This window comes from Desulfurispora sp., assembly GCF_052744395.1.
Map to the genome: position 1 here is coordinate 17,150 of NZ_JBRAJI010000027.1, position 21,884 is coordinate 39,033.

Consider the following 21,884-nt stretch of genomic DNA (forward strand, 5'->3'; position numbering starts at 1 on the left):
CCTATGCCTTTACCCATCGGCGACACCATTGGCATCCTCTCCGACAACCTGCACCTGCGCCGCTCGGTCCTGCCCCTGTCGGCCGCTGCGGCGACCCGGTGGGCGCGCGGCTTAAGCCTGCCCCGGGGTGGGGAAACCGTGCTGTACACCGGCCTGATGTACCAGCTCATCCCCTATATCGCGGCCATGAGCCGGGCGCAGGAAAAGCTGGAAAATTCCCGCCTTACCGCCTTCACCGGCCTGGGACGCCAGGTGAACAAAGTGATCAATATATCCGCCTTTATGGCCCGGCCGTCGCAGCAACTGCGGGAGAAATATAACAACGTGCTGGCTGGCATCGTCCGCCTGCTGCAGGCGGCCGGAATTCGTGTGGGCTACCTGTACGAGGATGACCTGTACTCCGGCGCCCTGGTTTATGACCTGGGCGTGGACCGGGTGGCCGAGGAGCAGGCGCGGCGGGTCTGGCAGATTTTTCAGCGCTACGGGGTGCGGCGGGTGATCACAGTGGATCCCCACACCACCCATATGCTGCGCAGCATATACCCGCAGCTGCTGTCCGGCTACGACCTGGAAGTGCACAGTTATCTGGAAGTGCTGGCCGAAAGGGGCCTGGAGCCCCGGCAGGAACTGACCGGTGCGGTAGCCGTGCACGACTCCTGCCTGTATGCCCGGGCGGAAAACGTGCAGCAGGAACCACGCCTTTTGCTGGCCCGGGCTGGCCTGGAGGTGCGCGAGCCCGTGCACAGCGGTGAGTTCACCCGCTGCTGCGGCGGCCCGGCCGAATCGCTCTTCCCTTCCCGGGCCCATGCGCTGGCCGGGGAGCGGGTGGCCGAGCTGAAGGCCGTCGCACCCGCTGCCGTGACCATGTGCCCCATCTGCCTGGTCAACCTGCAAAAAGCGGCCGCTGAGCTGGCGGTGGATGATATAGTCAGCTATCTGACCAGGGCTTATCTGTAAATCCAAGGAGAGTGAACGTGGATGAAAAAGACCATTATCGTCTTCAGCGGCGATTTAGACCGCGTCATGGCCGCTTTCATCATTGCCAACGGCGCCGCGGCCATGGGTGACGACGTGACCATGTTCTTCACCTTCTGGGGCTTAAACGCCCTGCGCCGGCCGGAAAAAGTGGCTGTGAAAAAGAACTTTTTGCAGGCCATGTTTGGCTGGATGATGCCGCGCGGTGCCGACCGCCTGGGCATTTCCAAAATGAATTTCGGCGGCCTGGGCGCCCGCATGATGAAACTGGTCATGAAACAGCAAAATGTTACGCCGCTGCCCGAGCTGATTAAAACAGCTCAGGAGCAGGGCATCAAAATGGTGGCCTGCACCATGTCCATGGACGTGATGGGCATTCGCGAGCAGGAACTGATTGACGGCCTGGAGTTCGCCGGCGTGGCCAGTTACCTGGCCGAGGCCGACGAGGCCAATGTGAATTTGTTTATTTGAGGGCAGCTTGCTGGAAAAAGAAGTTTGGCAAAAAGTGCTGGAGCGGAACAGGTAGTGGGAACCGCTGCTGTTATCCAGGCCATTGCTGTGGTAAACTATTACAAATAAAAGGTTTCCGGGCAGGTGAATGCAGGTGATGCTTTCCTTACCACAGGCCAAAGAGCGGTACTGCTATACCGACTATCTTCAGTGGCCGGATAACCAGCGCTGGGAGCTGATTAATGGTGTACCTTATTTGATGACCCCCGCCCCGAGCCGCCGGCATCAGGAAATCCTGGGCAATCTTTTTGGACTGATCTGGTCTTTTTTACGCTCTGCCGCGGGATGTCGGGTCTTTATGGCTCCCTTTGATGTGCGTCTGCCTGCAAAGGGTCAAAATGAGGCGGACATTGACAATGTAGTGCAGCCCGATCTGGTAGTGGTGTGTGATGAAACCAGGCTGGATGAGAAAGGTTGCCTGGGCGCCCCGGATATTGTGGTGGAGATCATCTCTCTGGCTACGGCGCGCAAGGATCTGGGGCTTAAATTTGACCTGTATGAACGTTGTGGCGTGCCGGAATACTGGGTGGTATTTCCCCAGGAAAAAGCGGTTCAGGTTTATAAATTAAATTCTGCCGGCCAATACGAGCGAGGGGGCGATTACGGGCCGGATAGCGTTTTAACCACAGAAATTTTGCCGGGCCTGGAAATAAATCTGGCCGAAGTATTTGGGTGATCTTTTCAGCTGGTCTCCACAAATCCCCTGTAGGCGGTTTCGGGCTGCAAAAAAGGATGCCGGCCGCGGGGCACGTAGCTGGTGTGCAGGTATTTTTTCGCCACATCCGAGAGGGGCTGACCCAGGAACTCCCGGTAAATCTGCTGGATGCGCGGGTTTTCGTGGGAGCGGCGGATCTCCATGCCCCGGTCGATATTGTACAGGGCGTCGGCTCGGTTGTGCCGGTAGGCCAGGGACAGGTATTTCAAATCCCGGCCGCTTAAAATGGGCTGGCCGCCGCCGCCCACACAGCCGCCCGGGCAGGCCATTACTTCCATGTAGTCAAAACGCCTTTTGCCGCTCTGGAAAGCCTCCAGCGCCCGGCGGGCGTTGCCCGTGCCGTGGGCTACGGCCACAGTGATGGTGTGGTCGCCCAATTTTACCGTGCCGTATTTGAGGCCGCTCTGACCGCGGGCTTCCTCGAAATCGGGCACGGACATCTCCCGGCCCGTGATCAGTTTGTGCGCCGTGCGCACGGCGGCTTCCAGCACACCGCCCGTAGCGCCGAAGATCATGCCGGCGCCGCTGTACTGGTCGAAGGGCTCGTCGTAGGGTTCGTCGGGCAGTTCGGAAAAGTTCAGACCTACCTCCCGGATCATGCGGGCCAGTTCCCGGGTGGTCAGGACATAGTCAATATTGCGCAGGCCGTCGCACTCCATCTCGGGGCGGGCGGCCTCGTATTTTTTGGCCGTGCAGGGCATGATGGCCACATTGACCATGCGATGCGGGTCGATGTTATGCTGCCGGGCATACCAGGACTTGATCAGGGCGCCACACATGGCGTGAGGCGACTTGGTAGAAGAAAGGTGGGGCAAAAACTCCGGGTAAAAGTGTTCAGCGTATTTCACCCAGCCCGGGCAGCAGGAGGAGAGCAGGGGCAGCTTCTCCGGTTGGTGCAGCAATCTTTCCATCAGTTCGCTGCCCTCTTCCATGATGGTCAGGTCGGCGGTGACGTCTGTAGCAAAGACCCGGTCAAAGCCCAGACGGCGCAGCGCCGCCACCAGTTTGCCGGCCACAAAGCTGCCCATGGGCATGCCGAACAGTTCCCCGATGGTCACCTGGATGGAGGGGGCGGTTTGGACCACCACCAATTTGTCCGGGTCGGCAATGGCCCGCCATACTTCGGCAATGTGCTCCTTTTCGGTCAGTGAGGCGGTGGGGCAGGCCAGCACGCACTGGCCGCACATGATGCAGCTGACCTCGGCCAGATCCTTCTGGAAGGCGGGAGCGATGACCGTGTTCAGCCCCCGGTAAAGGGGCGAATAGACGTAGCACTCCTGGATTTTATTGCAGATGGCCTGGCAGCGCCGGCAGTGGATGCACTTGTTGTAGTCGCGCTGGATGGCCGGATTGTGGTCAAAAAAGCCGTAATCCTTCATCTCGCCGGTAAAGGGGATGTTGCGCACGCCCAGGCTGTCGGCCACGTTCTGCAGCTCGCAGTTTAAATTGCGGATGCAGGTGGTGCACTCGCGGTGGTGGTTGGAGAGCAGCAGGGTGACCGCGGTTTTTCTGGCCCGGCGCACCCGCTCGGTGTTGGTGCGCACCACTAGCCCTTCCCGTACCGGGTAGACACAGGAGGCCTGCAGGGTGCGGGCGCCTTCAATTTCCACCACACAAACCCGGCAGGCGCCAATTTCGTTAATGTCCTTCAAATAGCACAGGCTGGGGATCTCAATGTTCACCGTGCGGGCGGCTTCCAGCACGGAAAGGCCGCGCGGCACCCGGTAGTCCCGGCCGTCGATGTTGATGGTGACCATCTCTCCAGCCGCCTTGATTTCTTCCTTTTCGCGCAAGTTTTCCATGTTCTGTCCTCCTGCCGTCCGGCTGAGCAAGTTTCCCCGACTCGCTGGGCCGGGCGATTTCCGAATGATGTACGGGTTCTTCCCCCTGTCGGGCTACCGCTTGTAAATGGCACCTACCGGGCACTTGGTGATGCAGGCCCCGCACTTGATGCAGATGTCCTGGTGGATGTGATAGGGCGGCTTTTTGCGCTCGCCGCTGATGGCGTTCACCGGGCAGATGCGGGCGCAGATGCCGCAGGCGATGCATTTTTCGTCGGAAATGACCACCCGCAAGAGGCCGTGGCACACTCCGGCCGGGCAGCGCTTTTCCTGGATGTGGGCGATATATTCATGGCGGAAGTATTCCAGGGTAGAAAGCACCGGGTTGGGGGCAGTCTGGCCCAGGCCGCACAGCGAGGCGTCCTTGATGTCGTGGCAGAGGTCCTCCAGCAGCTGCAAGTCCTCCATCTCACCTTTGCCGGCAGTAATGCGCTCCAAAATTTCCAGCAGGCGTTTGGTGCCCACCCGGCAGGGCACGCATTTGCCGCAGGATTCGTCCTGGGTGAACTCCAGGTAAAAGCGGGCGATGTCCACCATGCAGTCGGTCTCGTCCATGACAATCAGGCCGCCCGAACCCATCATGGAACCGATTTCGGCCAGCGACTTAAAGTCAATACGGGTGTCCAGGTGGGCGGCCGGGATGCTGCCTCCGGAAGGACCGCCTGTCTGCACGGCCTTGAAGGCCCGCCCTTCCGGAATGCCGCCGCCAATGTCGTAGATGATCTCGCGCAGGGTGATGCCCATGGGCACTTCAATCAGGCCGGTGTTGACAATCTGGCCGGCCAGGGCGAAAACCTTGGTGCCCTTGCTGTCGGGCGTGCCGATGCCGGCATACCAGCCGCCGCCCCGGCGCAGAATGACCGGAATGTTGGCAAAGGTCTCTACGTTGTTGTTTAAAGTGGGCTTTTCCCACAGCCCCACTTCAGCCGGGAAGGGGGGGCGGGGGCGGGGTTCGCCCCGCATACCCATCACCGACTGGATCAGGGCGGTTTCCTCGCCGCAGACAAAGGCGCCGGCTCCCAGGCGGATGTCCAGGTGAAAGGAAAAACCGCTGCCCAGGATGTTTTCACCCAAAAGGCCCAGCTGCCGGGCCTGGTCGATGGCGATTTCCAGTCGCTGCACGGCAATGGGGTATTCGGCCCGCACATAGACATAGCCCTGGCGGGCGCCGATGCAGTAGCCGGCAATGATCATGGCTTCCAGCACGCTGTGCGGGTCGCCTTCCAGGATGGACCGGTCCATGAAGGCGCCCGGGTCGCCCTCGTCGGCATTGCACAGCACATATTTGTCTTTCCCGGGGAAACCGGCCGCGTACTCCCATTTCAGCCCGGTGGGAAAGCCGGCGCCGCCCCGGCCGCGCAGGCCGGACTTCTTCACTTCGGCGATTATTTCCTGCGGCGGGGTGCGCCGGGTGAGGATCTCTCCCAGAGCCCGGTAGCCGTCCAGGGCGATGTATTCGGTGATGTCCTCCGGGTTAATCACCCCGCAGTTGCGCAGGGCGATGCGCAGCTGTTTGCGGAAGAAGTCGATCTCGTCCATGGTGCGCTGGAGCTGGCCGGTGCGGGGCGAGTGGTAGAGCAGCCTTTCCACCACCCGGCCCTGGCCGATGTGCTCGTCCAGGATTTCATCCACATCCTCGGGCTGCACATGGATGTAGAAAGTGCGGTCGGGGTGCACCAGCAGGATGGGGCCCAGCTTGCAAAAGCCGAAACAGCCGGTCTTGAACACCTTGACCCGCTCGCCCAGGCGGCGCTTGCGCATTTCCTCCTCCAGCCGGGCGCGCACCTGCTGGCTGCGGGAGGAGGTGCAGCCCGTGCCGCTGCACACCAGGATGTGGTACAGGGGTATGCTTTCCTCCAGTGGTGTGCCGGAAAGGCGCAGTTTGATGCCCTGATAGGTTTCTTCTTGCAGTTTGCGCAGGTCGTCCAGCGACTTGAGCGGTGTTAAGGACAACTTGGGCCACCTCCCGGGGGCTAAACTACTGGGGCATCATTTTACGGCCGGCTTTCTGGTATTTGTACAGAATGGAAGGGATGTCGGCCGGGGTGAGGCGGCCGTATACTTCGTCATTAATAGTGATCACCGGGGCCAGGCCGCAGGCCCCGATGCAGCGGGTGGGTTTGATCGTGAACAGGCGGTCCAGGGTGGTTTCACCGGCCTTGATGTGCAGTTCTTCCTCGATGGCCCGCAGTATTTCCATAGCCCCTTTGACATAGCAGGCCGTGCCCAGACAGACCGAGATGGTGTATTGGCCGGTGGCCTCCTGGGAGAAAAGCGCATAAAAGGTTACCACGCCGTTCACGGTGGAAACCGGCAGCTTAAGCCGGTCCGCGATATGGGTCTGCACTTCGGGCGGCAGGTAGCCGAAGACATCCTGGGCCTTTTGCAGTACCCGGATGAGCATGCCCGGCTGGTGCTGGTATTGATCAATGATTTCATCCAGGCGGCGCCAGTTTTCGGCCGCAGCCTGTTCCACTGCGCTTCCCATACAGGTGGGTACACCTCTCTTTTGCCGCCCGCGCCCCTGCCGGGCCGGACTAACAAGATTTTTTGGACAGGATTATTTTCTGGTAAAGAGAGGGATGTTATGCATCGGGTGGGAAAGGTTTTGGGGTGATCCGGAGGCTGATACGAAAAGAGGAATTATTTTTCCGGGAGGAAAAAGCCAATCGATGAAAAATTAATTTTGTTTAAGAAGTAATAATTTCCTGCCTGCCCGGTGCCGGTACGCCGTGCGGCGCCGGCCGGACCACAGCGGAAGGAAGGTAGAGAAGCATGAAGCCACAGGCTGAAATTTCCTTTCCCGGCGACCGGGACACTCGCCAGCTACAAAAATACACCCTGCTGGCCGTGGTGCTGGGGTCGTTTCTCACGCCCTTCAACGGCAGCGCGGTCAACCTGGCCATTCCGGCCATCGGGCGGGAACTGGGGGCCAGCGCTGTACAGCTGGGCTGGGTGGCTACGGCCTTTTTGCTGGCCTCGGCCGCCTTTCTGGTCCCTTTTGGCCGGGCGGCCGACCTGGTGGGGCGCCGGAAGGTTTTTGCCTCCGGCCTGACCCTTTTTGGTCTCACCTCCCTGCTCTGCGCCCTCAGTCACACCATCGGAATGCTGCTTTTGGGCCGCGCTTTGCAGGGGGCGGCCAGCGCCATGATGTTCGGCACGGGCATGGCCATGCTCACCTCGGTCTACCCGCCCCAGCAGCGGGGCCGGGTGCTGGGCCTGACGGTTTCCACGGTTTATGTGGGACTGTCTCTGGGGCCGGTGCTGGGCGGCTTTTTGAGCTACCAGCTGGGCTGGCGGTCGGTGTTTTATTTTACCGCCCTGCTGGCCCTGGTGGCGGCGGCTATAGCTTTCGGCAAGGTGCGGCAGGAATGGCGGGGGGCGGAGAATGAACCCTACGACTGGGCCGGGGCGGCCCTTTATGTGGTGGGTATGCTTTTGTTCATGTACGGTTTTTCCGCCCTGAAAACAGCGCCCCAGGCCCGTTACAGCCTGCTGGTCGGGGCGGTGCTGCTGGTGCTTTTTGTCCGCCAGGAGGTGAAAACCGCCCATCCTGTGCTGCACATGCAGCTGCTTTTGAAAAACCGCGTTTTTGCCTTTTCCAACCTGGCGGCGCTGATCAACTACAGCGCCACCTTTGCGGTATCTTTCCTGCTCTCGCTGTACCTGCAGGTGATCCGGGGGTTTGATTCGCGCACGGCGGGCTTCATTCTGCTCTGCCAGCCCGTGATGATGGCCCTGCTGTCGCCCTGTGCCGGACGGCTGTCCGACCGGGTGGCACCGCGTCTCCTGGCCTCCCTGGGTATGGGCCTGACGGCGGCTGGCCTTTTGCTTTTTGCCTTTCTCACCCCGGCCACTGCTACGCCGCTGGTGATGGCCAACCTGGTGCTGCTGGGCACGGGTTTTGCCCTGTTTTCTTCCCCCAACAGCAACGCCGTGATGGGGGCGGTGGACCGGCGCTTTTACGGTATCGCCTCCTCCATGCTGGGCACCATGCGCCTTACCGGTCAGGCGGTGAGCATGGCCGTGGCCACTTTGCTCATCGACATCTTTATCGGCCACGCCCGCCTTTCTGCCGCTCTGGCCGGGCCTTTGCTGCATAGCCTGCGCCTGGCCTTCGCTATCTTCGCCTGCACCTGCGTCCTGGGCGTGCTGGCCTCCCTGGCCCGGGGACCGGGTGGAGAACAGACGGGGCGGGTTTAAGGGGGCTTAACATATTCATGAGAGTGCTGCTGATTATGTTTAATGTTAATTTAATCGCCCCTGTGGTATAATAAATGTTATCATTAATTACCAAATGATCATATAAGACCAGAAAACCTCTGTCTGGATAAGGAGACCATCATGAGCAGCGAAAGAACCACCAACTTCATTCAAGCCATCATTGAGGAGGACCTGAAAACCGGCAAGCACGGCGGCCGGGTGCACACCCGTTTTCCTCCCGAACCCAACGGCTACCTGCACATTGGCCATGCCAAGTCCATCTGCTTAAACTTTGGACTGGCCCTGCAGTACGGCGGGCTGTGTAACCTGCGCTTTGATGACACCAACCCCAGCAAGGAAGACATCGAGTATGTGCAGTCCATCCAGCGCGATGTGCAGTGGCTGGGCTTTGACTGGGGCGATCGCCTGTTTTATGCCTCGGATTATTTCGAACAACTGTACGATTACGCTGTACAGCTGATTAAAATGGGCAAGGCCTACGTCTGTGACTTGAGCCCGGAGCAAATCCGCCAGTACCGGGGTACCCTCACCGAACCGGGCCGGGAAAGCCCCTACAGAGGCCGCAGTGTGGAGGAAAACCTGGATCTCTTTGCCCGCATGCGGGCGGGCGAGTTTCCCGACGGGGCGCGGGTGCTGCGGGCCAAAATTGACATGGCCTCGCCCAATTTAAACCTGCGCGACCCGGTGCTCTACCGCATCCAGCACACCGCCCACCACCGCACGGGGGACAGGTGGTGCATCTATCCCATGTACGACTTTGCCCACCCCCTGTCCGACGCCCTTGAGGGCATTACCCATTCTATCTGTACGCTGGAGTTCGAGGATCACCGCCCGCTGTACGACTGGCTGCTGGACACCCTGGGTATAAAGCCCCGTCCCTACCAGTACGAGTTTGCCCGCCTGGGCCTTACCCGCACGGTGATGAGCAAGCGCAAACTGCGCCGGCTGGTGGAGGAGGGCCATGTGCGGGGCTGGGACGACCCGCGCCTGCCCACCATTGCCGGACTGCGCCGGCGCGGCTACACGCCCGCGTCCATCCGCAAGTTCTGCGATTTGATTGGCGTGGCCAAAGCCAACAGCATGGTGGACATTGCCCTTTTGGAGCACTGCCTGCGCGAGGACTTGAACTTAAAGGCTCCCCGGCTGATGGCCGTGCTGCGGCCGCTGAAAGTGGTGATTGAAAACTATCCGGAAGGCCGGGTGGAATACCTGGAGGCCGAGTACAACCAGGAAAACCCGGCCCTGGGCACGCGGCAGTTGCCCTTTTCCCGAATCATTTACATTGAGCGGGACGACTTTATGGAAGATCCGCCCAAAAAGTTCTTCCGCCTGGCCCCCGGCCGGGAAGTGCGCTTAAAACACGCCTACATCATCAAATGCGATCAGGTGATCAAGGACCAGGCCACGGGGGAAATTATCGAGCTGCGCTGCACTTACGACCCGGAAACCAAAAGCGGCACGCCCCAGGCCGATGCCCGCAAGGTGAAGGGCACGCTGCACTGGGTGTCCGCCGTCCACGCGGTGCCCGCCGAAGTGCGCCTGTATGATCACCTGTTCACGCAGGAAAACCCGGAAGAGGTGGCCGAGGGCGACTTCACCGCCGCATTAAATCCCCGTTCGCTGGAGGTGCTGGAAAACTGCCTGTTGGAGCCCGCGGCGCAGCAGGCCGCGCCGGGCAGCCACTACCAGTTCCTGCGCCACGGCTTTTTCTGTGTAGATCCGGACAGCCGCCCGGGCTGCCCGGTGTTCAACCGCAGCGTTTCCTTAAAAGACTCCTGGGCCAAAATACAGCAGGGGGGCAAATAATTTTTGCTGTCGTTCGGGACAAAGCGCTGGCGGCCGGGCCGGGCAAGCGTACCTCCATTGGTGCAGGTAGCCGGTGCATTATGGTAATTGCAAAATATTTAGAAATATATTGACGGGTAACAATCTTCTGTGCTAACATGAGGGCAACACCGGCAGGGATAAACCCTGCGCTCAACTGAATAAAGCAGGTGAATGAAGCAGGCGAGAGAAGCGGGTGCCTGGCGCCCGGACCGAAGATGTAATCCGCGCCCGGCCGGGGCGGCGGAGAAACTTTCAGGTAAAAGGATCGCCTGCCGACACAGCTCTGGAAAGCCGCTCCGGGCGGCGCCGAAGGAGCAAACGCTTTTGCAGCGTGCCAGATCCGTGGGAGCAGGGTGTTGCCGGGCGAGGCACAGTGGCAAAAGGGTGAATCTCTCAGGTAGATCAACAGAGCAAAGGCAACAGTGGATTGCCTTTGCTCTGTTTTATTTTTTGCGGCATTCAGACAGCACAGCCGGCCAGGTGGCGGCAGGAAGGCGGACGATGCAGAAAGTGCGGGTGGAGGTGGGATATGGGGGTTGGCCGGAGGAGTTAAGGGGAGAGAAAGGGATAAACTAACACCAGATGGAAAACTGCGATTTTATTGCCAGCCGCACGCGTATGGATACCAGTAGCGCAATAAAGGTTAGTAGCGTTTTGGAAGGGAGTAATAATGATGCCGGAAGCCAGAAAAACCCCCCTTTACGACATGCACCTCAAGCACGGCGGCAAAATGGTGGACTTTGCCGGCTGGCTTTTGCCGGTGGAGTACAGCGGCATTATTCACGAGCACAGAATGGTGCGGGAGAAGGCCGGCCTGTTCGACGTTTCCCATATGGGCGAGATCATGGTCAGCGGGCCGCAGGCCGGGGAGTTTTTGCAGTACATGACCACCAACGATGTGGCCCGCCTGGCCCGGGGGCAGATCTGCTATTCGCTTTTGTGTTATGAAGACGGCGGTGTGGTGGACGACATACTAATTTACAAGCTGGGGCCGGAGGAGTATTTGCTGGTGGTCAACGCGGCCAACACGGCCAAGGATTTGGCCTGGCTGGAGCAACACGCCCGTCCCGGGGTGCAAATCCGGGATATGTCGAACCAGTACGCCCAGCTGGCCCTGCAGGGTCCGCGGGCGGAAAAAATCCTGCAGCCCCTGACGGACAAAGACCTGGCCGCTTTGAAATACTACTGGTTTTACCCGCAGGCAATGGTAGCGGGCATCCCCTGTTTGCTCTCGCGCACCGGTTACACCGGTGAGCCCGGCTTTGAGCTCTATGTGGCGCCGGAAAAGGCTGCTGCCCTGTGGGAAGCGCTGCTGGCCGCCGGGGGCGAGGCTGTGGTGCCGGCCGGCCTGGGGGCACGGGACACCCTGCGCCTGGAGGTCAAACTGCCCCTGTACGGCCACGAACTGGGACCGGATATTACGCCCCTTGAGGCCGGGCTGGGATACTTTGTCAAGCTGGACAAGGGCGACTTTATCGGCCGGGCCGCCCTGCAGGCCGAAAAAGCGGCCGGACCGGCGCGGCGGCTGGTAGAACTGGTCACGCTGGAAAAGGGCATCCCCCGCGCCGGTTACCCGGTGCGCTGCCAGGGGCTCGAAGTGGGCCGCGTTACCAGCGGGGGCTATGCGCCCACCCTGGACAAATTCATCGCTCTGGCCCTGGTGGAGAGCGAGTGCGACCGGCCGGGCGAGACGCTGGAAATTGTGGTGCGCGGCCGTGGCATCAAGGCCCGCCTGGAGCGGGGCATTTTCCTGCCGCCCTTTAACCGGCGGGGGAAGTAGTATTTGTTGCTGTCTCCGGGTGCGCATGTGCAACGCTCGCCCGATCGCTCCGCACCGGACGGCACTACGGCTGGCGACGGACTCGACCGGACCGCCCCAGATTCGCCATCCTGGCTCAACTGGGGCTGGGCCGGACATCCATGTCCGGCCCTCCGGTCTCGTAACCGTCGCTGCGCTGAGTGTCGTTCGCCGGTGCTACGCCACGGGCTCGCTTTTGCACATGCGCGCCAGGAAAATGTTACAACCTCGCTACAGTGCGCCGTTCGGGCGAGCGTTGCACATCCTCACCGGTAGCGATTGCCGCCCGCGGCCGAGCCGCTGCTGCTGCCCGGTGCGCCGTTCGGGCGAGCACGGGATGCGCAGTCGCTATCAATCGCCCGTATCAGCGTGGCAGCAATACATACCATTACAAAAGCAAGGAGGAATCCCCCATGCAAGTAAAAGAAGGACTGTACTACTCCCGCGAACACGAATGGGTGCGGGTGGAAGGCGATCTGGCCTACATCGGCATCACCGACCACGCCCAGCACCACCTGGGCGACGTGGTCTACGTGGAACTGCCGGCCGTGGGCAGTAGCTTTGCCGCCAACGAGGTCATCGGCGTTATCGAATCGGTTAAAGCCGTGGCCGACATGCACACGCCGGTGAGCGGCACGGTGGAGCAGGTGAACAGCGAGCTGGAAGGCCAGCCCCAGCTATTAAACAGCGACCCCTACGGGGCCTGGATTGCCTGCCTGCGGCTGGAAAACCCCGCCGAACTGAACGAACTTATGGATGCCGCCGGGTACGAAGCCTTTTGCCGGGAACAGGAATAAGCGAAGGGGGTAAAGGCCATGTATGTCCCCAACCCGCCCCGGGTGCAGCAGCAAATGCTGGCCGAACTGGGCCTGAGCAGCCTGGACGAACTTTTTGCCGATATTCCGGAGCAGCTGAAAATCCAGGGAGAACTGCAGCTGGAGGAGCGGCGCGATCCGCTGCAGTTGCAGCGCGAACTGGCCGCCCTGGCCGACAAGAACACACCCGCCGGCACCCGGCCCTGTTTTCTGGGCGCCGGCGCCTACGATCACTACATTCCGCCTCTGGTGGAGCAGCTGCTTTTGCGCAGTGAGTTTTTCACCGCCTACACGCCCTACCAGGCCGAACTGAGCCAGGGCATTTTGCAGGCCATTTTTGAATACCAGACCATGGTCTGCCAGCTCACTGGCCTGGATGTGGCCAACGCTTCGCTCTATGACGGGGCCAGTGCCCTGGCCGAGGCGGTCAGCCTGGCCGTGGACATTACCCGGCGGCGCAAGGTGCTGCTGGCCGGTACACTGCATCCGGCCTGCCGGCAGGTGGTAGAGACCTATGCGGCGGGTGACCGTTATCAATTGGTGGATGTGCCCGCTCCCGCCGGCGTGCTGGACGTGTCCGACGTAGAAAGCCTGCTGGATAAGGACACTGCCTGTCTGGTGGTGCAGTATCCCAACTTTTTCGGCTGTGTGGAAACCGCCCTGGCCGATCTGGCTGGCGCGGTGCACGGTGCTGGCGGTTTGCTCATTGTGGTGGCCAACCCGGTGGCCCTGGGGCTGCTAAAGCCGCCCGGCCAGCTGGGGGCCGATGTGGTGGTGGGCGAAGGTCAGCCCCTGGGGGCCCCTTTGAGCTTCGGCGGCCCCTACCTGGGTTTCATGGCCGTGCGCCAGGAATTTGTGCGGCGCATCCCCGGCCGCCTTTCCGGTCAGACTGTGGACCGGGAGGGCCGGCGGGCCTTTGTGCTCACCCTGCAGGCCCGCGAACAGCACATCCGCCGGGCCCGGGCCAGTTCCAACATCTGCTCCAACCAGGCCCTCTGCGCCCTGGCCGCCACCATGTACCTGGCGGCGGTGGGCCCCCGCGGCCTGCACAGCATTGCTCAGCGCTGCCACCGCCTGGCCCTGTACGCCCGGCAGCGGCTGGAGGAAAAGGGCTTTCAGCTGCTCTATAACCAGCCCTTTTTTCACGAGTTTGCCATCAAAATAGCCGACCCGGCCGCCGCCAACCGGCACCTGTTCCAGCAGGGCATGATTGGCGGTTACGAACTGCCCGGCGCACTGCTGCTGGCTTTCACTGAAAAAAGAACCCGGGCGGAAATCGACCGCCTGGTGGATGTGCTGGGAGGGGATAAGGCATGAGCCAGTTGATCTTTGAAAAGAGTGTGCCCGGCAGCAATTCCTTTGTTCTGGATTTAAGCGACCTGCCGGCCGATTTGCCGTCCGGCATACCGGCGGCCCTGCTGCGCGATGAGCCGCCGCCCCTGCCCGATGTGGCCGAGGTGGAAGTGGTGCGCCATTTCACCGCCCTCAGCAAGAAGGCCTATGGTGTGGACGACGGCTTTTACCCCCTGGGCTCCTGCACCATGAAATACAACCCGCGCATTGGCGAGTGGGCGGCCCGCCTGTCCGGTTTTGCCGCGGCGCACCCGGCCCAGCCGGCGGATCAGGTGCAGGGCTGCCTGGAGCTGATGTACCGCCTGGAGCGCCTGCTCTGCGAAATCACGGGCCTGCACCGCTTCACCCTGCAGCCGGCGGCCGGCGCCCACGGCGAGCTGGTGGGCGCTCTGATCATCAAGGCCTACCATGCCGCCCGGGGGGATACCAGGCGCAACATCATCCTGGTGCCTGACTCGGCCCACGGCACCAACCCGGCCACGGCCAGCATGGCGGGCTTCAAGGTGGTGGAAATCAAGTCCAATGAGCGGGGCCTGGTGGATCTGGAGCAATTGCAAAAGGCCATTAATGATCAGGTGGCCGGTCTAATGCTCACCAATCCCAACACCCTGGGCCTGTTTGAAGAAGATATTGCCCGGATAGCCGAAATTGTGCACAAGGCCGGCGGCCTTTTGTACTACGACGGGGCCAACTTAAACGGCATTATGGGCGTGGCCCGGCCGGGCGATATGGGCTTTGACATTGTGCACCTCAACCTGCACAAGACCTTTGCTGCGCCCCACGGCGGGGGCGGTCCGGGTGCCGGGCCGGTGGGCGTGAAGGATTTTCTAAGCCAGTTTTTGCCTGTGCCCCTGGTGGAACAAAAAGAGGGCCGCTACTATCTGGATTACGACCGTCCCGCCTCCATCGGCCGGGTGCTGGCCTGGCACGGCAACTTCGCCGTGCTGGTCAAGGCCTTTACCTACCTGCTGAGTTTGGGTGCTGCCGGGGTGAAAGAGGCCTGCCAGAACGCGGTGCTGAGCGCCAACTACCTGCGCCACCACATCGGCCGCATCCTGCCCGTGCCCTACGACCGGCTGTGCAAGCACGAATTTGTGGCCACGGGCAAGGAACTGAAGAAAAAGTACGGCGTGAGCACACTGGACGTGGCCAAGCGCCTGCTGGATTACGGCTACCATCCGCCCACCGTATACTTCCCGCTGATTGTGGAAGAGGCCCTGATGGTGGAGCCCACCGAAACCGAGAGCAAGCAGCGCCTGGATGATTTCATCCGCACCATACAGGCCATTGTCCAGGAGGCGGCGGAAAACCCGCAGCTTTTGAAAGACGCTCCCCGGCGCACCCCGGTACGCCGGCTGGACGAAACCGCGGCGGCCCGCCAGCCCGTGCTGCGCTGGCAGCCCGGGGAGGCGGAACAATGAGCGCGTATGATTTATTGATCATCGGCGGCGGGCCGGGCGGCTACACCGCGGCCATCCGGGCCCGCCAGCTGGGTATGAGCGTGGGCCTGGTGGAAAAAGACGCCCTGGGCGGCACCTGCCTTAACCGCGGCTGCATTCCCACCAAGACTTACTATCATCAGGCTGCCCTGGCCCGCCAGCTGCGGGAGGCGGAAAAGTACAGTTTTCAGGTGCAGTGGCAGTTTGACCTGGTCGGGGCCCGGGCGCGCAAGGATAAGATCGTGGCCGGCCTGGCCGGCGGCATTGCCGGCCTGTTGCGGGGCTACAAAGTGGAGGTGCGCACCGGGGAGGCGCAATTGCTCGGTCCCGGTCGGGTGCGGGTGGAAGGAGAGGAACTGACTGCCAGCCGGGTGCTTGTGGCCACCGGTTCGCAGGTCAGCCGGCCGCCCCTGCCGGGGGCCGATCTGCCCGGCGTGCTCACCAGTGATGAAATGCTGGATCTGGAAAAAGTGCCGGCCAGTCTGGTGGTGATTGGCGGCGGCGTGGTGGGCCTGGAGCTGGCCGGCATCATGAACGCCCTGGGCAGCCGGGTCACCGTGCTGGAACTGCTGCCCGAAATCCTGCCCTCTCTGGACCGGGAGATTGTCCGCCGCCTGGTGCTGGCGCTGAAAAAACAGGGCATCACCCTGGTTACCGGAGCTGCCGTCACTGGCATCCGGCAGCAGGAAGGGCTTTTGCAGGTGGACTATATGGCGGCCGGTAAGGAACAGAGTGCGGCCGGGGAAGTGGTGCTGCTTTCCGCTGGCCGCCGGCCCTGCACGCAAGGCGTGGCGGCCTCCGGCCTAACCCTGGACGAGAAGGGCTTTGTGCAGGTGGATGAAAATTACCAGACCAGCCTGCCCGGGGTGTATGCCGTGGGCGATGTAAAGGGCGGCTATATGCTGGCCCATGTGGCCGCCGAGGAGGGCGTGGCCGCCGTGGAAAACATGGCCGGTCACACCGCCCGGGTGGCCTATCATGCCGTGCCCGCCTGCCTGTTCACCTTCCCCGAAGTGGCTACCGTGGGCCTCACCCAGGAGGCGGCCGCCGCCCGGGGGATCAACTGCCGCATCGGCCGCTTTAGTTTTGCCGCCAGCGGCATGGCCAGCGCTATGGGCGAGACCGAGGGCCTGGTCAAAGTGGTGGCCGGCGAGGATGGTACTGTGCTGGGTGTGCATATCATGGGGCCCCAGGCGGCCGAGATCATCCCGGCGGCCAGCCTGCTGGTGCGCCAGGGCGCCCGCATCGACGATGTGGCCGGCACCATCTTTCCCCACCCGGTGCTGGGCGAGGCCCTGCGGGAGGCCGTGCTGGCCGCCGGCGGCCGGGCCATCCACACCCTGCCGGGGCGTTGATGTTGGTGATTTATCCGAATATGGAGCGGTCTGCCAAAACCGCGCGGAGCGAGCCACTGCCGGGATGGCCTGTGCGGGTGGTTAGCGGGAACGCGGGATTAGCAGTGGAAAAAAGCGGGGTGGGAGCAAATGCTGTATTATGTGGAAAACCCCTCTCTGGACGCCGCCTACAACCTGGCCCTGGAAGAATACCTGCTCACCGGGAAGGAGCAGGAGTTCTTCCTGCTCTGGCAGGACCGCTGCGCCATTGTGGTGGGGCGCAATCAGAACACCGCCGAGCAGATCAACCGCCAGTTCGTGCAGCAGCGGGGTGTGCAGGTGGTGCGCCGTTTGACCGGTGGCGGGGCGGTCTACCACGACATGGGCAATCTCAATTTCACCTTTATTGTCAACAGCGCGGAAGCCGAATTCGCCTTTGCCCGCTTCGCCCGTCCTCTGGTGCAGTATCTCCAGAGCCTGGGCGTGCCAGCCGGGCTGGCCGGGCGTAACGATGTGGTCATCCAGGGCAAAAAGATTTCGGGCAATGCCGCCTGCCACCACCGCGGCCGCCTGCTGCACCACGGCACCATCATGTTTGATGTCAACCTGGACGATCTGGTGCAGTCCCTGCAGGTGGACCCGGAAAAGATCAGCAGCAAGGGCGTGGATTCGGTGCGCAGCCGGGTGACCAACATCAAGCCCTACCTGCCGCCCGGCCTGACCCTGGAGCAGTTTCGGGAGGGCCTGCGGGCGCAGGTGGAAAAGGAGTACGGCGGGCTGGCCATCTACCAGCTGGAGCCGGTCGAGCAGGCGGCAGTGGAAAAACTGGCCCGGGAAAAATATGCCAGTCCGGCCTGGGTGTACGGCCAGTCCCCGGTTTACAATGTGCGCAAAACCCGCCGCTTCCCCTGGGGGCAGCTGGATCTGCGCCTGCAGGTGGAGGACGGTGTAATCAAACAGGCCCGCCTTTTTGGCGATTTCTTTGCCCGGCAGGACATTGCTCCCCTGGAGGAATGGTTGGCCGGCCGGCCCTTTGACCGGCCCGCCCTGGAAGCGGCGCTGGACGAGACCTGGTTGCGCACCTTTCTGCCCGAGCTGGGCCGGGGGGAACTGCTGGATGTGCTGTTTACCGGATAGCTGTATGGGTCCTAAATGCTTACGGCCCCGCGCCAACTGCGGGGCCGTTGTTTTTCCGGCACCGGCGTGGTAAGATTTTTTTACACAGGCAGGGGCGGAGTCCCATTTTGAAGCTAAGGGGGGAGCAGTTGTGTTCACACCGGGTGCTGCACCAGGTACGGGCCAATCAGGCGGTTACACCTATACCGATTATTTGGCTCTGGATGACGGTAAGCGGTATGAATTAATTGAGGGGGTGCTGCTTTTGACGCCGGCACCGGGCATTGTGCACCAGCATGTGCTGGCCAAACTGGCCGCAGCGCTGGCTCACTATGTAGAACAAAACAATCTGGGCATTGTGCTGCCCGCCCCTTTGGATATGGTGCTGGATGAGCATCTGGTTTTGCAGCCCGATCTCAGCTTTATTTCCCGTTCCCGGTACCGGATTATTACGGCGTCATGTTTGCGGGGCGCTCCCGATCTGGTGGTCGAAGTGCTTTCCCCTTCCTCTCAGTTGCGCGACCGGGTCCAGAAAAGTAAAATCTATCACCAGTATGGTGTAAAAGAATACTGGCTGGCGGATCCGCTGGCTCAAACCGTGGAAATCCTCAGCGCGGCGGAGCAGGGCTGGCTGCTGGCTGGAGCCTGCGGCCCGGAAGACACTCTGCACTCACCGCTTTTGCCCGGACTGGCTCTGGCTCTGACTGCAGTGTTTGCTCTGCCGGACAGCCTGCAACTGGGCGAGTGATTGGTTAAACTTCTCTTTTTAGCCATTCCTTAATCAGGGGAATGGTTTCCCGTTCATTGCCCTGTCGGTCCTGGTACTGGTCGGCATAGCGCAGGTAAATATTATCTTGCTCGATCGTGAACTGTGTGATATTTTTTTCCAGTCCAGAGTGGGCTAAAAAATTGCGCGGATTTTTTGCGTTTAGGTATGAAGTGCCTTGTTCTAAAATGGACACGGAATACCATTTACCCGTTTCCAGCTGGTCTTTTTTGCTTTCAATTTTCTTTTTTATTTTACCAATTTCGTTGGTTAGTAAGGTGTAGTTCAGAGATAGCATGAATTTATTGTATACACGTTCGAAATCATTTTTAACTGATAATAGAGGGACCTTTATCTCTTTGGCTTTGGTGATGCCCTGTGCCTGCAACACTTCTACTATGCCCTGATAAAAGCCTAGGGAGAGTATGGCTTTGGTGTAACTCGTCCGGCTAAGTTTGGGTGATTTCTGGTAGTTATCTTGTAGCATTTGACGGGTGTCGTCAATTAGGTCCTTCAGACAGGTTGTGATTTGTTCCAGAGAGTGACCTTCTAGATGATATAAAATTAATGGTATGTTGTTTTTCAGGGCCGAGAAAAAATACACAAATTGCTCCAGCTGACAGGCCAGTCGTTCCCTTTTTTCCAGGCAAGACTGGTTATCGGCAGTGTGATCGTATATATCATTCAGCAGTGTCCGACAAAAAGGGTGTTGACTATCTCGGGAAGTGATGGGGGAAAAGAAAAATGTCTTATATTCAACCTTTTGCTCGTAAATATTGTAGAAGGGAACTTCGACGTTGGCCAGGATGGGATCGGTATAAAGCAAATGCACTTCGGGAGCATCAGCCTTGTTTTGCCAGTAACGTAACTGGCTCCAGGTCCCAAAAATTCGTCCCGCTTCCAGCAAGGCGGGCACATAAATGTTCAGACCACTGGAAATGTCCAGGTACAACCGGCGAAAACCCTGCTGCAAGTAACGAACCAGAATATCCAGAAATATTTCCAGCACCACATCATCAAAAGCGGTCTGAAAAGACACTGTATTTTTTTCATATATGTGCCCAGAGAGTGCAATATTAAGCAATCGTCCAGATCAGCGTAATAGGGCATAATGTTAAAAAACCGGGCCGGGTTTTTCAGGTAAGAGTGGGGTTGTTCGATTGCTTGAATAATCGCATTTTTAAATACAGGGTTTTTGTCAAATTTGGCCAAATGATCTTTATCCTTTAGTGATTCATTTAATGGAAGACTGACCGGGTAAAGTAAAATTACAGCAGAGGTCTCTTTTTTTTGCTCAACCAGGTATTTTTTAAAAGCCAGGGAAGAGAGTTCACTTTCTTTTTTATAGTCTTTAATTTTAAAGGTGACGTTTTTAATATATTTATCCAGGCGCCCAATCTGGTATATAACATTTGTAAATTGCACATTAACCAGCCTCCAGATGGTGTAAGGTATTTTCCCGGTCGCTTGCACATAATTCCCGGGCCCTTTAGTGAGCACCGTTTTACCACCGACAACTGTGTTAGCGTTTTTTTGGAGAATTCGGGCCCTGATGTCAAAATCCTCCTGTGTCCCACAAAATTGGGAAAATAAAAACAGCAGCCTGTCCGGCTGCCGAAATATACAGTTACTCCCGGGAGAGGAGTTTGGCCAGTTCCGCCTCCACTTCGCCCTCCTCCGGAAAGCGCCCCAGGGCCTTTTTGGAAAAGAGCAGCTGGTCTCCTGCCTTTACCTCAAAGACGCCGCCCCAGGAAGAGACGAGCCGCGGCTTGGCCACTTTATCCCCGTATTGCTGCACAATTTTCTCAGCCAGCCTGGCTGCTTTGCTCCGGTACCCTCAGGTCGAGCAAAATTCAATGGTAATGGGCATTTTTTCCACCATGTCGAGTCTCCTTTCTGTTATTGGATGATCTGCTGCATTTTCTGGATGAACAATTGTACCTCCCGGGTGAGCCCCGCGCTCACAGCGGGCAGTTTTTCCAGCAGAGCACTGATTTTTTCCTCCGACAGGTTAAATCCGTAGACGTTGCGGAAAACATGGCGAAAGGCACGGAATTCGTCCAGTTTCCGGGCAGTGTGTTTGCTGATTACAGGGGGGCGCATGCCTGGCAAATCCAGTGTCATCTGCAAAATCAGTTCCCGGTGCCAGTGTTCGCCGGCGGGCATTTTTTCATCCAGCTCCCGGGCAATGATTTTAAAAATATTCTCTACCGCTACGTAAAAGTCGTGCAGCACGCTGCCAGTTGCCCGCAGGGTGAAAGTATCCCCCTTGATCAACTGGCGCAGTTTGTTCCCCGGGGCATTGATCAGTTGGCGGCTGGCCAGCTCTGTCAGCAGATGTTCAATTTGGCTCATTTCTTCCGCCAGGCGGGCGGCGACAAAGGTGAACTGTTTGGGCGTCACAGGATCACCCCCTCGCGCAGCACTTTGTCCCGCAGCCGGGGCAGGGCATCGGCAGCATCCACTAGGCTCACCGGCCAGGGCAGGGTGATGGGTTCTAGTTCTACCAGCAGTTGCCAGTAGTTGGCGCCGGCCGGCAGACCGGTCACCAGCAGGTCGATATCGGAATGGGGGGTAAAATGCTGGCTCCAGGCCAGTGACCCGTACAGATAAACCGTGGTGCCCGGATAGCGGCTTTTGATGTGCGCGGCCGCCCGGCGAGCTTTGTGCAGCGCATCCCGGCGCCGCTCCTGTTCCTGGCGGCTATCCCGGGCGGCCCGCTCTTGCCAGTAACGGCGCATGGCTTGCTCCTGGTCGGACATGGAAGGCTTCCTCTCCCCTATCGCCTATTATTTTAACACAGCCGCCGACCGTTTGCAGGAGATTCTACATTGGGTCACGGAAAATTAATCCTCCAAATGATCAGCAGGGTTTTTTCGCCCGGAAAATCCAGCCGGTAGGCAGCCGCTGGCGTCCGGTTCCCTGGCGGGGCAGGTTTAGCGTATGCATGGGAAGGTTGTTTTTCCCTGTTTGATTTGTTATGACATTTTGTAAACCTTTGGCATCGGCTGGGTGAAGGGGCTGGCGCAATGAACCAGTTACCGAAGGGCGTGTTCTATCAAAACCCGCCCAGAGGACACCCGCCTCTTTAGGCGGGTGGTGAATGGGCGGCCGGGCGACAGTCCGGCAATTTGTTTACAAATTGCCAAAAGTTAGAGCAAAATATAATCA

Annotated in this window: 19 protein-coding genes, 1 pseudogene and 1 riboswitch; of the genes and pseudogenes, 12 read left to right on the forward strand and 8 right to left on the reverse strand. The window is 59.7% G+C overall.

Features of this window, described 5'->3' with window-relative positions; translation table 11 throughout:
* The first annotated feature begins 3 nt into the window (after positions 1 to 3).
* From ACUVTU_RS08415 to ACUVTU_RS08425, 3 genes are all read left to right on the forward strand, one after another.
* Positions 4 to 957 (forward strand): (Fe-S)-binding protein, encoded by a 954-nt coding sequence (locus tag ACUVTU_RS08415; RefSeq protein WP_445889521.1) that lies wholly within the window; start codon positions 4 to 6, stop codon positions 955 to 957.
* A 21-nt stretch (positions 958 to 978) separates the two neighbouring features.
* Positions 979 to 1,446, forward strand: coding sequence for a DsrE/DsrF/DrsH-like family protein (locus tag ACUVTU_RS08420; RefSeq protein WP_018086218.1), 468 nt, complete (start codon positions 979 to 981; stop codon positions 1,444 to 1,446).
* Between the two features lie 136 nt (positions 1,447 to 1,582).
* Positions 1,583 to 2,161: a Uma2 family endonuclease gene (locus tag ACUVTU_RS08425; RefSeq protein ID WP_445889539.1), complete on the forward strand. Its 579-nt coding sequence runs from the start codon at positions 1,583 to 1,585 to the stop codon at positions 2,159 to 2,161.
* A 5-nt stretch (positions 2,162 to 2,166) separates the two neighbouring features.
* Here ACUVTU_RS08425 and ACUVTU_RS08430 read toward each other — a convergent pair whose 3' ends face one another.
* The 3 genes from ACUVTU_RS08430 to ACUVTU_RS08440 form a co-directional block, all read right to left on the reverse strand.
* Positions 2,167 to 4,002: an NADH-dependent [FeFe] hydrogenase, group A6 gene (locus ACUVTU_RS08430; RefSeq protein WP_445889522.1), complete on the reverse strand. Its 1,836-nt coding sequence runs from the start codon at positions 4,000 to 4,002 to the stop codon at positions 2,167 to 2,169.
* Positions 4,003 to 4,095: 93 nt separating this feature from the next.
* Positions 4,096 to 5,994, reverse strand: coding sequence for an NADH-ubiquinone oxidoreductase-F iron-sulfur binding region domain-containing protein (locus ACUVTU_RS08435; RefSeq protein WP_445889523.1), 1,899 nt, complete (start codon positions 5,992 to 5,994; stop codon positions 4,096 to 4,098).
* A 25-nt stretch (positions 5,995 to 6,019) separates the two neighbouring features.
* Positions 6,020 to 6,529 (reverse strand): NADH-quinone oxidoreductase subunit NuoE family protein, encoded by a 510-nt coding sequence (locus ACUVTU_RS08440; protein WP_445889524.1) that lies wholly within the window; start codon positions 6,527 to 6,529, stop codon positions 6,020 to 6,022.
* A gap of 287 nt (positions 6,530 to 6,816) precedes the next feature.
* Between ACUVTU_RS08440 and ACUVTU_RS08445 the strand changes: the two genes are divergently transcribed.
* The 9 genes from ACUVTU_RS08445 to ACUVTU_RS08485 all read left to right on the forward strand — a co-directional run bounded on the left by ACUVTU_RS08445 (position 6,817) and on the right by ACUVTU_RS08485 (position 18,695).
* A complete protein-coding gene (locus ACUVTU_RS08445) occupies positions 6,817 to 8,244 on the forward strand; it encodes an MFS transporter (RefSeq protein ID WP_445889525.1) in 1,428 nt (475 codons plus the stop codon).
* Between the two features lie 141 nt (positions 8,245 to 8,385).
* Complete coding sequence (locus tag ACUVTU_RS08450; RefSeq protein ID WP_445889526.1) at positions 8,386 to 10,071, forward strand: glutamine--tRNA ligase/YqeY domain fusion protein; 1,686 nt, start codon at positions 8,386 to 8,388, stop codon at positions 10,069 to 10,071.
* Between the two features lie 192 nt (positions 10,072 to 10,263).
* A riboswitch (glycine riboswitch) is annotated at positions 10,264 to 10,370 on the forward strand.
* A 395-nt stretch (positions 10,371 to 10,765) separates the two neighbouring features.
* On the forward strand, positions 10,766 to 11,872 hold the full coding sequence (gene gcvT / locus ACUVTU_RS08455) for a glycine cleavage system aminomethyltransferase GcvT (protein WP_445889527.1): 1,107 nt from the start codon (positions 10,766 to 10,768) through the stop codon (positions 11,870 to 11,872).
* A 431-nt stretch (positions 11,873 to 12,303) separates the two neighbouring features.
* Positions 12,304 to 12,687, forward strand: coding sequence for a glycine cleavage system protein GcvH (gcvH, locus tag ACUVTU_RS08460; RefSeq protein WP_445889528.1), 384 nt, complete (start codon positions 12,304 to 12,306; stop codon positions 12,685 to 12,687).
* An 18-nt stretch (positions 12,688 to 12,705) separates the two neighbouring features.
* Positions 12,706 to 14,022, forward strand: coding sequence for an aminomethyl-transferring glycine dehydrogenase subunit GcvPA (gene gcvPA, locus ACUVTU_RS08465; RefSeq protein WP_445889529.1), 1,317 nt, complete (start codon positions 12,706 to 12,708; stop codon positions 14,020 to 14,022).
* Positions 14,019 to 15,479, forward strand: coding sequence for an aminomethyl-transferring glycine dehydrogenase subunit GcvPB (gene gcvPB, locus ACUVTU_RS08470; RefSeq protein WP_445889530.1), 1,461 nt, complete (start codon positions 14,019 to 14,021; stop codon positions 15,477 to 15,479). Before gcvPA ends, gcvPB begins: the two co-directional genes overlap by 4 nt.
* Positions 15,476 to 16,852, forward strand: a complete 1,377-nt coding sequence (lpdA, locus tag ACUVTU_RS08475) for a dihydrolipoyl dehydrogenase (protein WP_445889531.1) — start codon at positions 15,476 to 15,478, stop codon at positions 16,850 to 16,852. Before gcvPB ends, lpdA begins: the two co-directional genes overlap by 4 nt.
* Positions 16,853 to 16,981: 129 nt before the next feature.
* Positions 16,982 to 17,968: a lipoate--protein ligase gene (locus ACUVTU_RS08480; RefSeq protein ID WP_445889532.1), complete on the forward strand. Its 987-nt coding sequence runs from the start codon at positions 16,982 to 16,984 to the stop codon at positions 17,966 to 17,968.
* Between the two features lie 130 nt (positions 17,969 to 18,098).
* A complete protein-coding gene (locus ACUVTU_RS08485; protein WP_445889533.1) occupies positions 18,099 to 18,695 on the forward strand; it encodes a Uma2 family endonuclease in 597 nt (198 codons plus the stop codon).
* Between the two features lie 4 nt (positions 18,696 to 18,699).
* Here ACUVTU_RS08485 and ACUVTU_RS08490 read toward each other — a convergent pair whose 3' ends face one another.
* The 5 genes and pseudogenes from ACUVTU_RS08490 to ACUVTU_RS08510 all read right to left on the reverse strand — a co-directional run bounded on the left by ACUVTU_RS08490 (position 18,700) and on the right by ACUVTU_RS08510 (position 21,475).
* Positions 18,700 to 19,665, reverse strand: a complete 966-nt coding sequence (locus ACUVTU_RS08490) for a TM1812 family CRISPR-associated protein (RefSeq protein WP_445889534.1) — start codon at positions 19,663 to 19,665, stop codon at positions 18,700 to 18,702.
* Positions 19,638 to 20,213, reverse strand: a complete 576-nt coding sequence (locus ACUVTU_RS08495) for a hypothetical protein (protein ID WP_445889535.1) — start codon at positions 20,211 to 20,213, stop codon at positions 19,638 to 19,640. Before ACUVTU_RS08495 ends, ACUVTU_RS08490 begins: the two co-directional genes overlap by 28 nt.
* Positions 20,214 to 20,340: 127 nt before the next feature.
* A pseudogene (locus ACUVTU_RS08500) lies at positions 20,341 to 20,538 on the reverse strand (Rdx family protein); the annotation flags it as partial.
* 74 nt (positions 20,539 to 20,612) lie between these two features.
* A complete protein-coding gene (locus ACUVTU_RS08505; protein WP_445889536.1) occupies positions 20,613 to 21,116 on the reverse strand; it encodes a ribonuclease toxin HepT-like protein in 504 nt (167 codons plus the stop codon).
* The gene (locus ACUVTU_RS08510) at positions 21,113 to 21,475 is read right to left on the reverse strand and encodes a nucleotidyltransferase family protein (RefSeq protein WP_445889537.1); all 363 of its coding nucleotides are present in this window, start codon (positions 21,473 to 21,475) and stop codon (positions 21,113 to 21,115) included. The genes ACUVTU_RS08505 and ACUVTU_RS08510 overlap by 4 nt, the downstream gene beginning before the upstream one ends.
* Positions 21,476 to 21,884 lie beyond the last annotated feature (409 nt).

Bases quoted from the DNA above. Each gene is read 5' to 3' on its own strand.
- ACUVTU_RS08415 (WP_445889521.1), top strand. From the start codon at position 4: ATGCCTTTACCCATCGGCGACACCATTGGCATCCTCTCCGACAACCTG.
- ACUVTU_RS08420 (WP_018086218.1), top strand. From the start codon at position 979: ATGAAAAAGACCATTATCGTCTTCAGCGGCGATTTAGACCGCGTCATG.
- ACUVTU_RS08425 (WP_445889539.1), top strand. From the start codon at position 1,583: ATGCTTTCCTTACCACAGGCCAAAGAGCGGTACTGCTATACCGACTAT.
- ACUVTU_RS08430 (WP_445889522.1), bottom strand. From the start codon at position 4,002: ATGGAAAACTTGCGCGAAAAGGAAGAAATCAAGGCGGCTGGAGAGATG.
- ACUVTU_RS08440 (WP_445889524.1), bottom strand. From the start codon at position 6,529: ATGGGAAGCGCAGTGGAACAGGCTGCGGCCGAAAACTGGCGCCGCCTG.
- ACUVTU_RS08445 (WP_445889525.1), top strand. From the start codon at position 6,817: ATGAAGCCACAGGCTGAAATTTCCTTTCCCGGCGACCGGGACACTCGC.
- ACUVTU_RS08450 (WP_445889526.1), top strand. From the start codon at position 8,386: ATGAGCAGCGAAAGAACCACCAACTTCATTCAAGCCATCATTGAGGAG.
- gcvT (WP_445889527.1), top strand. From the start codon at position 10,766: ATGCCGGAAGCCAGAAAAACCCCCCTTTACGACATGCACCTCAAGCAC.
- gcvH (WP_445889528.1), top strand. From the start codon at position 12,304: ATGCAAGTAAAAGAAGGACTGTACTACTCCCGCGAACACGAATGGGTG.
- gcvPA (WP_445889529.1), top strand. From the start codon at position 12,706: ATGTATGTCCCCAACCCGCCCCGGGTGCAGCAGCAAATGCTGGCCGAA.
- gcvPB (WP_445889530.1), top strand. From the start codon at position 14,019: ATGAGCCAGTTGATCTTTGAAAAGAGTGTGCCCGGCAGCAATTCCTTT.
- lpdA (WP_445889531.1), top strand. From the start codon at position 15,476: ATGAGCGCGTATGATTTATTGATCATCGGCGGCGGGCCGGGCGGCTAC.
- ACUVTU_RS08480 (WP_445889532.1), top strand. From the start codon at position 16,982: ATGCTGTATTATGTGGAAAACCCCTCTCTGGACGCCGCCTACAACCTG.
- ACUVTU_RS08510 (WP_445889537.1), bottom strand. From the start codon at position 21,475: ATGTCCGACCAGGAGCAAGCCATGCGCCGTTACTGGCAAGAGCGGGCC.